Genomic DNA, 15,875 nt, shown 5'->3' on the forward strand with positions numbered 1-15,875 from the left:
CTATTTGAAATTTGACTGGTTGACAAATTCTGTAAGGGCTGCATCCAGTTCTTCTTCTGCTGGAAGATCATGTGTTGAACGAATCGTCTCAAAGATTTGATGATAATGTGCTTCAAAGTATTCAAACAACTCTTCTTGGAAACGAAGAATGTCGTCTACTGGAATACTATCTAAGAAACCATGAGTCAAGGCATACAAGATCACAACCTGTTTTTCAACAGCCAATGGTTCATGAACAGGTTGTTTCAAGACTTCAACTGTTCGGCGACCACGGTTCAATTTCGCTTGAGTCGCAGCATCCAAGTCACTACCAAATTTCGTGAAGGCTTCCAATTCACGGTAGGAAGCAAGGTCGATACGAAGGGTACCAGCAACCTTCTTCATAGCCTTGATTTGAGCAGATCCACCAACCCGGGAAACAGAAGATCCGGCATCAATGGCTGGACGAATACCGGCATTAAACAAACTATCTTGCAAGAAGATTTGTCCGTCTGTGATCGAAATCACATTGGTTGCGATATAAGCGGAGATGTCCCCTGCTTGGGTTTCAATGATTGGAAGAGCTGTAATAGAACCCCCACCCAATTCATCCGAAACTTTCGCAGAACGTTCCAACAAACGGCTGTGGAGATAGAAGACATCCCCTGGGAAGGCTTCACGTCCTGGTGGACGACGAAGAAGAAGGGACAATTCACGGTAAGCTACGGCTTGTTTTGACAAATCATCATAGACGATCAAAACATGTTTACCGTTATACATGAACTCTTCTGCCATGGCAACCCCAGCATAAGGTGCCAAATAAAGCAATGGAGACGGTTGAGAAGCCGAAGCGGTTACCACAATCGTATAATCCATAGCTCCGTATTTACGGAGAGTTTCTACTTGCGTACGAACTGTTGATTCTTTTTGACCAATCGCCACATAGATACAGATCATGTCTTGACCCTTTTGGTTCAAAATGGTATCGATGGCAATCGAAGTTTTCCCTGTTTGACGGTCCCCGATGATCAATTCCCGTTGACCGCGTCCAATTGGAACAAGGGCATCAATGGCTTTCAAACCAGTTTGTAGGGGTTCTGAGACAGATTTCCGTTGCATAACACCAGGAGCTGGTGTTTCAACTGGACGGAATTTATCTGTCACAATCTCACCCAAACCATCTACTGGTTGGCCAAGTGGGTTGACAACACGACCAATCAAGGCATCCCCTGCAGGGACTTCCATGATTTTACCTGTACGACGGACAGAGTCTCCTTCACGAATATCCGTGAAATCACCCAAGATGATGATCCCGACATCCATTGTTTCTAAGTTTTGGGCCATCCCGTATGAGCCATTTTCAAAGATTAACAACTCACCACTCATGGCATTTTCAAGCCCATGAGCGCGGGCAATCCCGTCACCAATGTAGGTTACAACACCTGTCTCAGTGACGTCAAAGTTTGGCTTGAAATTTTCAATTTGTTGCTTAATTAAAGCGCTGATTTCTTGTGCGTTAATCGCCAAAATTCACACCACTTTCTATTTCAATTTAGATTTTATAACTTGCAATTGGTGTTTGAGACTGGTATCCAACGTTTTATGATTGGCTGTCACGACAAAGCCACCAATTAAATCTGGATCGATCTTTTGTTGGATCGAGCGAACTTGAATCCCAAATTTTCTTTCGATAATGGGTACTAGCTTTTGCTCTTGAACAGGATCCAAACCAGCAACTGTCGTAACAGTGACGACAAATGCGTTGCTCAACAGTTGAATCTGATCCAAACAAATCGTTACAATGTCATAAAATAAGGCTTCACGATGATTGAGAATAACCACTTCAATCAAATGGTCGAGTAATTGTGAATCAGAGGGTTGAAAAAGTCTGAGACTTTTTGCTTTCTCTTCATCCTCTACACCGATATGAGCTAAGAAGTTAGCAAGTCCAGTCTCCTCAAAAATGCCCTTGATTTGGGTCAATTTTTCAAAGACAAGATCTTGTTCTCCTTTTTCAAAGACCAATTGAACAAAAGGCTGGGTATATTTCTCAATCACCATCAGTTGCTTTTTGTCCATTAGGCTTCTCCTAATTCATCAAGATAGCGATCGATCAGTTGGCGTTGACCTTCAGCATCCAGCTGTTGACTCAACAATTTGCTGGCAAGATTGACAGTGAGATCTGCCACATCGCCTTTGATACTGTTCAATGCTTCTTCTTTGTTATGCGCAATTTCTTGTTGCGCTTTTTCTTTCAAACGTACTGCTTCTTGAGTGGCTTCTGAAAGGATCTGAGATTTGTTCTTTTCTGCAGTTTCCTTTGCATTTTCGACAATAGACGCAGCTTCTTTGCGGCTACCTGCCAACTCTTCTTCACGTTTACTTGCTAGTTCCTCAGCTTTTTGACGAGCTGATTCTGCTCCATCAATATCATCTGTAATCTTTTTGGCACGCGCTTCTAAAATTCCATTGATATTGTTCCATGCAAATTTCTTTATTAAAAAGATTAATAATAGGAAGGAACCAGCAATGAGAATAAAGTTACCAATAATTTCACTCATTGATACATGCATTCTTCTACTCCTCCTCTACTTACTCTTCACCATTAATTTTCTTACCAATATAGATTGATGACAACATGGTAAACACATAGGCTTGGATACATGAAATAAAAATTGAAAATGCAGTCCATGCCATGCTACCAATAAAGGCAAATGGATACCAATAGAAAGCTTGGTGTGATAAGTTCACGAGCAAGCTTGCTAATACCTCACCCGCAAAGATATTTCCGAAGATCCGAAGTGCCAAGGAGGCAAAGTTCGTTAATTCTTCCAAAATATTCATGGGGGTCATAAATCCAGGTGTCACAAAAGCCTTTAAATATTCCTTCACACCACGTCGGCGAATTCCTTCTACATGGGCGATTAAGGTGATCAAAAATGAAAAGGCAAAGTCATAACCCAGGTTAGCGGTTGGTGATGTCCACAAATTGTAACCATTGGTCGTTTCGATTTTAGCCATCAATCCAATGTTATTGACCACTAAAAGAAATAGGAAAAGAACAAACAAGAACAAGGAATAGTCCTTTATATAATGTTCCCCAATATTTCCTTTGGTGAAGCCTACGACAAAGTCATATGCGTATTCCAGCACATTTTGTTTGCCCTTTGGTCGGATCGTCATTTTACGGCTGGCCCAATAAATAAAGCCAAAAACCACCAAAACAGCAATCAAGGTCATAGCAAGTAGGGTCAAATTAAAAGTTACAGGTCCAAGAGTTATCGTTGGAGTGATACTTTCTTCCAAGTTTTGACACCTCCTTTTCTAAAATAGAAGTGCTTATTTGATAATGAAGGCCATAACCAAGGTTACGAAGAAAGTACCTTCGACAAAGGCAACACCAAGAATCAAGAGGCTACGCAATTGACCAATAATTTCTGGTTGACGAGACGCAGATTTCAATAGGCTGCTCATCATCAAACCTTCTGCCAGTGATACACCAAAGCAGGCTAAACAAAGACCTAAAAATGTTAAATTCATGATGAATTCTCCTTTTATAAATTTTACCTCCTTAGTTTACTCCTAAAAGATATAATAGTCAAATATTTCCTAGAAAAGAAAGCGTTTTTGTTAAATTACGTTATTTTTTTAATATGATAATTTTTCCGACCTACGATTGATTCCTTTTAATTTTTAGACACTTTGTCCACCTCTATTCATTTTTTCTTCTAAAAAACTCTCACCTGCTCAGCAGATGAGAGAATTCGATTATTTAAAGATAGACGTTTTGAAACTGTCTGTTTGTTGCAGCAATTTCTTAAAGACTTTTTCTTTCAGTGCAACCGTATTGTCAAATTTGACAGAACCGTTACTTAGAGTAGCCTTATCTTTATCCACTGCTTCAGCAAATGCACGTTTCAAGCCTTCATAGCTATTGTAGGTCTTCCCATCGATGTCAATAGCCTGCATTCCATTTTTGGCACTGGTTACCACTTCATTGAAGTAAGCTTTCTTCCAATCTTCAAGGGTACTGAATCTTCCATCAGAAATCTTCTGAATGACGAAGTCATCTCCTAGAGTGGCAAGTCCAGCTTGTTTAGACTCTTGTTTATACTTGTTTGAAGCATAACCCAGGAATCCTTTTTCATAGCCATAATAGCCCCAAATTCTGAAGGTATTGTGTTTGAAGGACATGGCTCCAGGAGCCCCTTCACTAGTGTTCCCACCATAGATACCTGTCATCATCGGCACAGTCACATAGGCTGAACCAAAGTCAGACGGATTATAGACGCCATTTCCAGGACCACGATTGGTCATGAAGTTGTTGGTGATGAGGTCATCTACTGTGTTTAAAGCAATCGCTTTTTCCTCATCACTCAAAGCTCGAACCTTATCGAATTGATTCTTGGTGTTAGCTCCTCGGTATTGTTTATCAACCTTCTTGAACCAAGCATTGTTTAAGTCCTTACTATGTTTGTCCAATACAGCTTCTCCTTCAAGATAATCCAGAAGCATGAGCGTATCGTTATAACCTTTCATGTAGCGATCAATCTCATCACGTGATTGAAGATTGTTTGGATTGGTATTGTACCATTGGTTGCCATCGTTAGGACGTTCATAGGCCATGTTGAGACCTAAGGCTTTGTATTCCCCATTTGGATTAGATACAGATGGTGTTTGGAGCATTCCTTGGGCAAAGGCTTCAATATCTGTTCCTTCGCGGTGTCTCCAACCACCTAAGTAAACCATACGGTCATTGACATGCGTCGTTTCGTGGGTAAAGGCAGAAACCCCAAAGTCACTAATCATATCGGTCACCATGAAGAAGACAGAGTCGTCTTTATATGGATTTCCGTAAATTCGAGCTACAGCCCCCATGCGCCAATCTGTCGCATGGTAACGATCGGTAGGCCCGTACAATTCACGGATTGGAGCGACATCTTTGCCACTATCTGTATGTCCATAACGATCTGTGCTAATGCCTTTATAGTTTTGGTTATCGAGAACAGGGGTCGGCACCATATTGTTGCTCTTCAGGAGCTGATTGCGAACCTTATCCGTTGCGAGACGTGACCAGAAATCCAGGTAATCCTGTTGTCCTTTAGCCACCTTGTCGATTTCCGCTTTGAAGGCATTTCGTTCCGCTTCTGTGTTCTTACCATATTTCTCGAAGGAACTATAGGCCATGGTATTGTAGGTTGAAATCAAGAACATATGGGCATCTTTTAAGTTCAAGAGTGGCAAGATAATTTTACCGTGAACATCATTGTTTAAGCCTTCGTATGCTCGATGTTTCTTATCGGCAAACTCAGGAGTTGTTGTTTTTGGCTCTACAATATAGACATTGTCTTTGGTTGCTTTGATAAACCAATCATTCAAGTCTGTATCGCTTGTAAAGAGTTCCATATTGTACTTAAGGAAGTCATTAAGATTTCCAGAAAGAGTCGATTTAGCCACGACTTCACGGAAGGCATCGTGGGTACGAGTCCCTTTGATATAGTCTTCTTTTGAACCAATTTCAATCAAGCGGTCTAAGACATCGACATTCTTACCATAGAAGTCTGGCTTGAACAACATGAGCTGTTTGAGATGGACATCATCAAATTTCACTCCGTAATAACGGTTGAGATAAGAGAGACCCAAAAGAACTGCCGCCTTGTTATCTTCAATTTTCTTGATGAGTGCCCGTTTGGCAGCCTCATCCGTGTTCAATTGATGGTCTTGGTTTTCAACCAACTGTTTCACCAAGTGAGTCAAATTATCCTTCACCTCTTTGAAGGATTCTTCAAGATAAAGGTTCTTAATGGCATTGACTTTGTTAGGTCCTGTTCTACCAAGATGTGTGTAGATTGGGTCAGATTGTAATTCGACTGGATTTAATGTTTCAACAATGGCACTAATGAGATCGCTACGGTCTTTGTCCACCATGTTCGGCGTGTAGACAACTTCACCGAGCTCCGCTACGCTGTACTCTTTCACTTGTTTGACTTTTGAATCTTTCGGTGAAATGCTAAAGATATCTTTTGTCTTATCCGAGTAATGGATCAGAATGTGGTCGGCATCAGCCAATTCTGTTACAAAATCATTGCCCTTCATGGCCGTCACAGACAAGACTTCCTTGGTCAAGAGAGGACTAGTCGCAGCCAATTTATTTCCTTGATCCACAATCCACTCTTTATTGTAGAATGGTTGCAGTTTAGCAATATTGCGGTAAGCAAGTTCGCGAGCTGTGTCGTAGCCATCAATTGCCTTGTATTGATCGTCTTTGTTAACAAGGTTATTGAGTTTATCTTCAACAGGTTTCGTGCTTTCAAATTTATCAGCAGTAATTCCCATTGCTTCAATTTTCTGCTCAGCTTCTGCAAGGGAAATGCTAGGGATTTTACGGGAGTTGTTAAAGGATTTCTTCCCTTCACTCACGCCCTCCACACTGTAATTGCGTTTGGTTCTTGAATAGGTAAAGTAATCATCTGCATCGATATCCGAGTGTCCGAAGACCATCTCACCTGTTTTGACTTTCATCATGGTGATGTTGTCTTCAATGGCTCCCAAAGCCCAGTTGGTCCCCAGTAAGCCACCAGATTGGACCGCTTCTTTCAGTTCAATCGAACCTTTAGCAACTGAATTTCTGAGAACTCCTTCTCTACCAAGCGTATTGTTATTCCCACCATTTTGAGAAGAATAAACTAAACCTGCAGCTTTGGCTTTGTTCCCAGTGATTTCAGCATCAACGTAAGCCTTTTCTACAATACCTTTCCAGTTCTCGCCAACAACACCTGCTAGATAGCTACCTTTATTGCCAGCAGCGTGCAGTTTCCCGATGAAGGCAACATTACTTACCTTCCCACTACCATCAATTTTATTGATAATACCAGCTACATCGTTGTTTCCAACAACGCTTCCTGTTACTTTAACATTTTCGACAGTCGCATTATTTTTGATGACACCTGCGATTGGTGCTACTCGATCAAATCCAGGCATGTCAATGTTAACATTTTCAAGCAAGAGATTCTTAACAGTACCACCTTCAATGTTACCAAATAACGGTCTCGTAATGTTATGAATAGCAAATTTATTGCCTTCTGTACTTTCCAATATTCCCTTGAAGGCATTGGTTACATAAGACTTGCCAGCTGGTTGCACATTACTTGCATTCATACTGCTACCAAGCTTAAAGGTACCAGTCGGATTGGCTTGCATAGCTTTTACTAGTTCGTTGAAATTGTAGTAGACATCTCCTTCATGAGCTTTCGGCTTTGCAATGTAGTGGACATAGTCCTCACTGAACAGGTTGTCCGCAGTCCGTTGGATGAGATCTGGAGCCTTGGCTGTTACTTTGTATAAGGTCGCTCCATCTACCGTCACTTCTTCGATTTTATCAACGGCCAGTTTTGTGACCTTATTATCATGGGTGGTAACCTTTAAGTAATAAGGTTTCACATCTGAAGGTGTTTCTGACAAGAGGCTACGATCAGTCTCAAGGCCTTGGTCATCCACGCTAATCAGACTAGTTTCCTTGATGTTTTTGACCTCAACTTTTTTAAGGTCAAGTCTTAGTGGTTCTTCCTTGAGAACTTCTTCTTCATCCCCATTTCCACGGTCATAGACCATGGTCGTTGCCAGCGTATAATCCTTGTAGTAGTCCAAGTCCGCTAAGGCTGCTGCTAAATCAGCCTCTGAAAGGGCAAAAGTATTCACCACTTGATCGCCCTTCTTCAACACCGCCTGGATGGACTTGATGGTCACACCCTCTGGTTTGTCTAAATGATAGGAAGCCCTAGCACTGCGCTTCAACTCTTCCTTATCGACCTGGGTCAAGGTCAAAGTTGGCTTGTCTAGTTCTTTGGTCCCTTTTTTAATGATCCGATCTTGGGCTTGTTCAACGACTTCCTCCGAAACTGTTGGAGCATCCGCAGTTTTTACACCTTTAATGGTCTTGTAGACCTTGGTGATTTTCTTATTCCCATTTTTTCCTGCTTGAGAAACCGTTTCGCTTCCTTTTAGCAGGGTGGCATCTTCTTCGGTTACCGTCTTAAATGGAATTTCCTCAAAAGCAACTTCCTCTGTTTGGCCTTCAATCGCCTTGGTCCCACGACTAATTTTTTCTGTCACAGGAGCTTTTACCGTTTCAGTTGTCGTGCTGAGAGGCTCTCCAACTTTCTCACCATTGACCGTTTTATAGACACGACGAATTTCCTGGCTACCGGCCTCTCCTTTTTGAAGGATCCTTTCTTCATCAGTATAGCGGTCCGCATCTGGTACATATTCAGTTTCATAAGGAAGGAGCACCGTTTCTGTTTCTGTAACTGTTCCTTCCGTTATTTGGTAAACTGGGTTCTCAGGCTGAATTGGGGCTTCACCGATATGGCCTTCTTCTTGCGTTCCCTTGGCTTCGATGACACCGGTATAGGCTGGGTTCTCAGGCTGTACAGGAGCTTCACCAACATGGCCTTCCTCTTGCGTTCCTTTGGCTTCGATGACACCGGTATAGGCTGGATTCTCTGGCTGTACAGGAGCTTCACCAACATGGCCTTCCTCTTGTGTTCCCTTGGCTTCTACTACCCCTGTATAGGCTGGATTCTCTGGTTGAACAGGAGCTTCACCAACATGGCCTTCTTCTTGTGTTCCCTTGGCTTCCACTACTCCTGTATAGGCTGGAGTCTCTGGCTGTACAGGAGCTTCACCGACATGACCTTCTTCTTGCGTCCCCTTAGCCGTTACAACTGGAGAAGGGCTAGGTTGAGGGGTTGGTTGGGCATCTTCTTTTGTCCCGACGGCAAGAATTTGTGAAACTGGTTCTTTGGTGACTTTGCTTTCAACTACTCTGCGAACTTCTTGTCCATCTACCACACTCACTTCCGTCAAGATGGTCCGCTCGCCATTTTGGCCAGCTGTCAGCACCTTGGTTTGCCCTTTGGCTAATGTAGGATCAGCTTGGTTGACAATTTCAAACGGCATAGGCTCAGTAGATACTTCAAGGCTTGGTTTTTCAACTTGAGGAAAGGCTGGAGCGACTTCTGGCGTCACACGCGCTTGTGGTTCCATTTGTGCAATCCCTGCACTTGTTTTGATCGAACTCTCTACAGATGGTTGGATTCTCTGAATAGCTTTTGGTTCTTGTGAGTTCGTCTTTTGGACAGACGGGTAGCGCAGATAGCCAACATAGTCATAGCCATCAATATGAATCACGCCATTTGCCAGATCTTTACTAGATGCGATCGAAAGATTCTGATTATAAGCACGTAAAACTTGGTTTTGCAAAGCTGCAACTTCAATTGGTAGCAGAAGACTTTGGCCCATAGCTCCAATCAAAAGGACAGCCATGACTTTCTTTCTGTGCTTTTTAGAAAGTAAGAGCACAGCAAAAGAAGCAGTAGCTAGACTTAGACCTAACAATGCCACTTCCTGACTTCCAGTTTGGGGAAGCACTGGCTGAGTTGCCTCCTTCTTCTTATAGACTAGAAAGAAGGTATCTTCATTTTGATAGTCTTCAGGAATTGCATGAATCACCTGTGCTTTTTCTTCAGAGGTTAGCTCTTCTTCTGTCACATAACCTAAGTGCACATTAGCAGGTAAGGTCACCTGATCTGCTTGTACAGGACGAGCTCCTAAGAGAGTCCCCCCTAATAAAAAGGCTCCAATGGCAACAGGACCAACCCCGACAGATAATTTCCGAATCGAATATTTGGTCATTTTTTCAAAAGTTTGTTTAGCTTTTTTCATCCTAAAATTCCTATATAGTAATATTTGAACCACATGTAGGCCCTTATTGATTAAAGAGGATGGGACCATCTCCAAAAACAAGGACCTTCCCGGGATTTTTTACCTTTACCTATCTTATCTTTTTTCTTCTATTTTAGCAAGCTCTAAAACTCAAAAAAATAAACCGTTTTCTTTATAGGAAGAAAACAAAACAAAAAACGCCTCGAAAGGCGTTTTTACACTAGATTTACTTATAAGGACTGGTATAAATCGTTGTATCGTTGACTAGCCGTATCCCATGAGAAATCACGAGTCATGGCTTGTTCTTGCAGGCCATACCAAGCCTGTTTGTCATTGTAGTAAACAGCTAAAGCCTCATCAACTGCCCAGTTAAACCAGTAGCCAGATAAATTATTGAAGCTAAAGCCTGTTCCACTTCCATCAACAACATTATACGGTTGGACCGTATCTCGAAGTCCGCCAACTTCATGCACCAAAGGAAGGGTTCCATAACGCATGGCCATCATTTGAGAAAGGCCACATGGTTCAAAGCGGCTTGGCATCAAGAAGACATCTGACGCTGCATAGATTTCTTGGGCCAATTGGACATCAAATGTGATATTAGCTGAAAGTTTATCTGAGTAGGCTTGACCAAACCAAGCAAAGGCATTTTCAAATCCAGGATCTCCTGTACCGAGCAAGACAATCTGAATATCCTTTTGCAAGAGTTGATGCAACTCTTCCACCACAACATCAAAACCTTTTTGACGTGTCAAACGAGAGACAATTCCAAACAAAGGTACATCATCGCGAACGGGTAGACCGACACGTTCTTGAAGAGCTCGTTTACTAGCTGCTTTACCTGAAAGATCTGAGAGACTGAAGTGATACGTCAGGAGCGGATCAGTTTCAGGATTATATAGATCTGCATCAATCCCGTTAACAATACCGGTCACCTTGCCAGACTCCATCCGAAGGATCTGATCCAAGCCACAACCATATTCAGAAGTCATAATCTCATGTGCATAACTAGGAGATACGGTTGTCACACGGTCAGCATATAGAATGCCGGCTTTCATCCAATTCAGGCAATCATTCCACCGAAGTGTTCCGTCTGCATAGCGTTCAAATCCCACTCCGAATAGATCCCATAACATTCCTGGGTCAAACTGACCTTGGAATTCCAAATTATGGATTGTCAATACTGTCTTAATCCCATGATAAGCTTGAATCCAACGGTATTTCTCCTTCAGCAAGAAAGGAATCATCGCTGTATGGTAATCATGGGCATGAAGAACATCTGGAATGAAGTCAACCCGCTCCATCGTTTCTAAAGCCGCAAGCTGGAAAAAGGCAAACCGTTCGCCATCATCAAAGTCACCATATACATGGCCTCTAAAGAAATAGTGTTGGTTATCAATAAAGTAAAAGGTGACCCCATCTCGTACAATGCGTTTCACACCCACATATTGACTTCTCCAGCCAACCTTGGTCTCAAAATGCAAGACGTCTTCAATTTGATCCCCAAATTTTGCCTCTACCATATCATAGTAAGGGAGAATCACGCGCACGTCATGACCACTTTTAGCTAAGGATTTAGGAAGAGCACCAATGACGTCTCCCAAGCCACCTGTTTTAGAAAACGGTGCTCCTTCAGCTGCAACAAATAATAGTTTCATTAGACAATATCCTCTGTAACAATCGTTCCTTTTTTAACCACGACAGGTGCTTCTTTTGTCCCACGAATCGTCACACCAGCAGCCACTTCGGCCCCCTTATCCAGGATGGCATGTTCGACGATTGCATTTTCATGAATGACAACACCAGGGAAAAGAAGACTACTGCGGACTTCTGAACCTTCATGAAGGTGTACCCGGCGTGAAACAACAGAGCGTTCAACGGTTCCTTCTACAATACTACCAGAAGCAAATTGGGACGATTTGATATTTGAAGTCTTGGAATAATAAGTTGGCTCTTCATTCTTCACTTTTGTATACACCTTTTGATTTGGTGAAAAGAGCTTCATGAATTTTTGGTTTTCCAACATATCCAAGTTTGCTTGATAATAGGATTCAACTGAGTGAATATTTGCTAGATAGCCTGTATACTCAAAGGCAAAGGCATTGTATTCCACCGCCAATTCACGTAAGATATAGCGAAGTTTTTGTGGGTATTCTTTTTTGGCTTCTTCTTCAATTTTTTCAATCAACCAAGGAGTATCTACAATAAAGACATCTGTTGACATATTGTAGACTTCATCAGGATTCTTACCATCAAAAAGTTTTTGCTCTGTAACATGGTCTGTTTCATCAATTTCCAAGACAGCATTCACTTCAGAAATGTTTTGCAGATGCAACTTTTTATAAACCACTGTAATCGGACGATCAATGGTATTATGAAGGTGGAAAATCTGATTTAGGTCAATATTCATTAATACATCACAGTTCAAAGCAACTGTTTGATTAGAACCAGACCGTTTCAAATAGGTCAATAATTGTTGGTAGTATTCTGGCCCTACCGTTGTATTTTCAACCGGAGTATTATAGATTCCGAGGTAATAGTGGCTCAATAAAGTAGACAAGCCCCACTCACGACCTGAACGAATATGGTCAAAGACCGAACTAATATTTTCTTGTTGGAAAATCCCAAAAACACTACGAATACCAGCATTTGCAAGACTAGACAATGGGAAGTCGATTAAGCGGTATTTCCCATCAAACGGTAGGGATGCTACCGGACGATGGCTGGTCAAAGTGGACATATCATGATACCCAACTGTATTTCCTAAAATGGCTGAATATTTATCAATCTTCATCTGTTGCTACCCCCACTTTTTCATTGTAACCGACAACTTGTACTTCCTCTGTTCCATCAATCACGACACCTTCTGCAATGACTGCGCCTTCTCCGATAATCGCGCGTTTCACGACAGCTCCTTTACCGATAATGGCATTGCTCATCACGACAGCATCTTCGACAACTGCTCCTTCACGAACTTGAGCTTCTGTTGATAAGATGGAGTGTTTGACTGTACCGTCTACCGAACAACCGTCGACGACAAGAGAATCTTCGACGTGGCCATGTTCCCCAAAGAAGTTCGGTGGAGAAATGAGGTTGCGTGAATAGATTTTCCAGTGACGATCGCGACTATCCAAGGCATTATTTGGATCGATATATTCCATATTGGCTTCCCAAAGAGACTCAATCGTACCAACGTCTTTCCAATAACCATTGAATTCATAAGCATAAACACTTTCGCCTGATTCTAGATAAGTTGGAATGACATTTTTACCGAAGTCTGACATATCGATATCACTCTTTTCAGCAGCAACCAACATATTGCGGAGACGAGCCCAGTCAAAGATGTAAATCCCCATGGAAGCCTTGGTAGATTTTGGTTCAGCTGGTTTTTCTTCAAATTCGACAATCCGATTATTGGCATCTGTATTCATGATTCCAAAACGGCTTGCTTCCTTCAAAGGTACATCTAGGACGGCAACAGTTAAGCTTGCATTATTATCCTTGTGCGCTTGAAGCATATCATCGTAATCCATCTTATAGATGTGGTCCCCAGATAATATCAAGACATATTCCGGATTGATGCTGTCGATATAGTCGATGTTTTGGAGGATGGCATGGCTAGTTCCTTCAAACCAACGATTTCCTTCACTAGCTGAATAAGGTTGGAGAATAGACACACCCGTATTGATTCCATCCAAGCCCCAGCTGGAACCATTCCCAATATGGCTGTTAAGGGCAAGTGGCTGGTACTGTGTAATCACACCAACATTGTGAATTCCTGAGTTGGCGCAGTTTGATAGCGCAAAATCGATAATCCGATAGCGCCCACCAAATTGAACCGCAGGTTTTGCGATGTTTTTGGTTAATTTTCCAAGACGTGTTCCTTGCCCACCGGCAAGAATTAAAGCGAGCATTTCATTCTTCATTGACTACTTCCTCTTTTTAAAGCTTGGACTCCCATAGAGTCAACCGATCGTCATTTCTTATCTGATGTTTTAGATTTTGTCTTACGCACCTTGCGTTTTACCTTCCAAATGCTAGCTCCTAAAGCCGGCAAGGTAAAGGTCAAGGTTTGTTCATAATCCTTCCACAGTCCCTCTTGAGACTGAACTGTCGGATTGTGCTCTTTCCAGACACCTCCCCATTCTTCTAATTCTGTATTCCAAATTTCTTCATAGACCGCTGATACAGGCACACCAATCGTAAAGTCCTTGCGTTCTACTGGTGCCATATTGAAGACACATACTAGAAGCTCGCCTTTACGATTCTTCCGGACCATAGACAAGACGCTCTGATCCCGGTTATCTGCATCAATAATCTCTAAGCCATCAAAGCTATCATCAATCTCCCACAATTCCTTGTGTTCCTTGTAGAAATGATTGAGCTGAGAAGTGAAACGACGCATCTTAGCATTCATTTCATCCTCTAGATTCCCCCATTCTAGTTGCTCCTCTGACTTCCATTCCAAAAATTGACCAAATTCTGAACCCATAAAGAGCAATTTCTTACCTGGATGGCAGATCTGATAGGTTAAGAGATTACGGAGTCCAGCAAATTGATTGTAACGATCTCCCCACATCTTATGCATCAAACTCTTCTTACCGTGCACCACTTCATCATGTGAAAATGGAAGAAGGAAATTTTCAGAAAATGCGTACATATAACTAAAGGTTACCAGATTAAAGTCAAATTTCCTGTAGACCGGGTCTTCCTCATAGAATCGGAGAATATCATTCATCCAACCCATATTCCATTTATAGTCAAAGCCTAGACCACCTTCTTCTTCTGGGCCTGTGATCTTTTGACCAGCAGAGCTTTCTTCTGCAATCATCATGACATCTGGGTGTTCGTTCTTAATAATCGCATTCAAACGTCTAAGGAAATGAACGCCTTCGTAGTTGAGGTTTCCACCATCAATATTTGGTGTCCATGGACCACTATCATAATCGAGATAGAGCATATTGCTCACGGCATCAACCCGAATTCCATCTAAATGATAGGTGTCAATCCAAAACTTCAAACTAGAAATCAAGAATGACTGTACTTGATTTTTTCCTAAATCGAAGTTCAAAGCCCCCCAACCATAGTTATGGGCCCGATGTTCATCCTGATACTCAAAAGTTGGTGTTCCATCATAATAAGCCAAGGCATCATCATTGATAATGAAATGGCCAGGTACCCAATCCACAATCACTCCGATATTGTTGAGGTGACATTCTTCCACGAAGTCTTGAAACTCTTCTGGGCTACCATAAGTCTGCTCGAGGGCAAAATAGCCCATGAGCTGATAACCCCAGCTCAATCCCAATGGATGGGCCATCACTGGCATAAATTCTACGTGGGTGTAGTTCATCTCAACCAAATAAGGGATGAGTTCTTCTTTTAGTTGTTTGAAAGTATAGGAACTATAATCATCATTTCGTTTCCAAGATCCTGCGTGAACCTCATAGATATTAACAGGTCGTTCCTTAAAACCAAATTTTTTACGGCGTGCTCTCCAAAGACCGTCTTTCCAGTTCTTTTCTGGAATGGTCTTAATGATAGACCCTGTATTGGGTCGTTTTTCCATCCATAACGCTAGAGGATCAATTTTCTGAACCTGATGACCATTATTTCGTGTCACCAAATATTTGTATATATCTCCCTCTTTTGCATCTGAACAGAAGACTTCCCAGACGCCTCCTTCATTACGAACCATTGGAATTTTCCGTGCTTCCCAATCAGTAAAGTCACCAATCAGATCGACCGCCTGAGCATTGGGAGCCCAAACACGGAAGGTAAAACCTTCTTGTTCTCCCCTTGTTTCCTTGTGAGCTCCTAAGTACTCTTGAAGATGGAAATTATCCCCTCTTCCAAATGTCCATAAGTCTGTGCTTCTATCCATATACTCACCTCTTTATTTTTTGAAAGCGTTTTCTATTTGATCTTATTTTACTATAAAATCACTTAATTTTCAAGTTGATTCCTGTAAAATCATGTAAAATTATCAGGAAAAGTTCTTTCATTTTCTTTTCCGAACCTTTTACTGCATTCCTTCGCTTTCCTCCTAATCTTACTTATGATTATACTATATATACGAGGAAAATTAAAGAAAAAACCGAACATTTAAATCACTATTTTTATTACTAACTAGTTTATTACGAATAAAATGAACATTTTTATGAACAATGTAA

General features: G+C 41.7%; 10 protein-coding genes. All 10 read right to left on the reverse strand.

The window, feature by feature from the left end; all coding sequences use genetic code 11:
- Positions 1 to 1,506 (reverse strand): F0F1 ATP synthase subunit alpha, encoded by a 1,506-nt coding sequence (gene atpA / locus O3626_RS00825; RefSeq protein WP_371494637.1) that lies wholly within the window; start codon positions 1,504 to 1,506, stop codon positions 1 to 3.
- Positions 1,507 to 1,521: 15 nt separating this feature from the next.
- A complete protein-coding gene (locus tag O3626_RS00830) occupies positions 1,522 to 2,058 on the reverse strand; it encodes a F0F1 ATP synthase subunit delta (protein WP_013903319.1) in 537 nt (178 codons plus the stop codon).
- Positions 2,058 to 2,552 (reverse strand): F0F1 ATP synthase subunit B, encoded by a 495-nt coding sequence (gene atpF, locus O3626_RS00835; RefSeq protein WP_004219970.1) that lies wholly within the window; start codon positions 2,550 to 2,552, stop codon positions 2,058 to 2,060. Before atpF ends, O3626_RS00830 begins: the two co-directional genes overlap by 1 nt.
- 19 nt (positions 2,553 to 2,571) lie before the next feature.
- Positions 2,572 to 3,285 (reverse strand): F0F1 ATP synthase subunit A, encoded by a 714-nt coding sequence (gene atpB / locus O3626_RS00840; protein ID WP_371494639.1) that lies wholly within the window; start codon positions 3,283 to 3,285, stop codon positions 2,572 to 2,574.
- Positions 3,286 to 3,318: 33 nt separating this feature from the next.
- Positions 3,319 to 3,519, reverse strand: a complete 201-nt coding sequence (locus tag O3626_RS00845) for a F0F1 ATP synthase subunit C (protein WP_003006433.1) — start codon at positions 3,517 to 3,519, stop codon at positions 3,319 to 3,321.
- Positions 3,520 to 3,747: 228 nt separating this feature from the next.
- Entirely contained in the window at positions 3,748 to 9,702 is a 5,955-nt protein-coding gene (locus tag O3626_RS00850; protein ID WP_371494641.1) for a ZmpA/ZmpB/ZmpC family metallo-endopeptidase, read from the reverse strand.
- Between the two features lie 230 nt (positions 9,703 to 9,932).
- On the reverse strand, positions 9,933 to 11,360 hold the full coding sequence (glgA, locus tag O3626_RS00855) for a glycogen synthase GlgA (protein WP_315375228.1): 1,428 nt from the start codon (positions 11,358 to 11,360) through the stop codon (positions 9,933 to 9,935).
- Positions 11,360 to 12,496, reverse strand: a complete 1,137-nt coding sequence (gene glgD / locus O3626_RS00860; RefSeq protein ID WP_371494643.1) for a glucose-1-phosphate adenylyltransferase subunit GlgD — start codon at positions 12,494 to 12,496, stop codon at positions 11,360 to 11,362. The genes glgA and glgD overlap by 1 nt, the downstream gene beginning before the upstream one ends.
- Positions 12,486 to 13,628, reverse strand: coding sequence for a glucose-1-phosphate adenylyltransferase (locus tag O3626_RS00865; RefSeq protein WP_014713084.1), 1,143 nt, complete (start codon positions 13,626 to 13,628; stop codon positions 12,486 to 12,488). Before O3626_RS00865 ends, glgD begins: the two co-directional genes overlap by 11 nt.
- A 50-nt stretch (positions 13,629 to 13,678) precedes the next feature.
- Positions 13,679 to 15,586, reverse strand: a complete 1,908-nt coding sequence (glgB, locus tag O3626_RS00870; RefSeq protein WP_371494645.1) for a 1,4-alpha-glucan branching protein GlgB — start codon at positions 15,584 to 15,586, stop codon at positions 13,679 to 13,681.
- Positions 15,587 to 15,875 lie beyond the last annotated feature (289 nt).

Source organism: Streptococcus sp. 20925_1_77 (genome assembly GCF_041432125.1).
Classification (GTDB): Bacteria; Bacillota; Bacilli; order Lactobacillales; family Streptococcaceae; genus Streptococcus.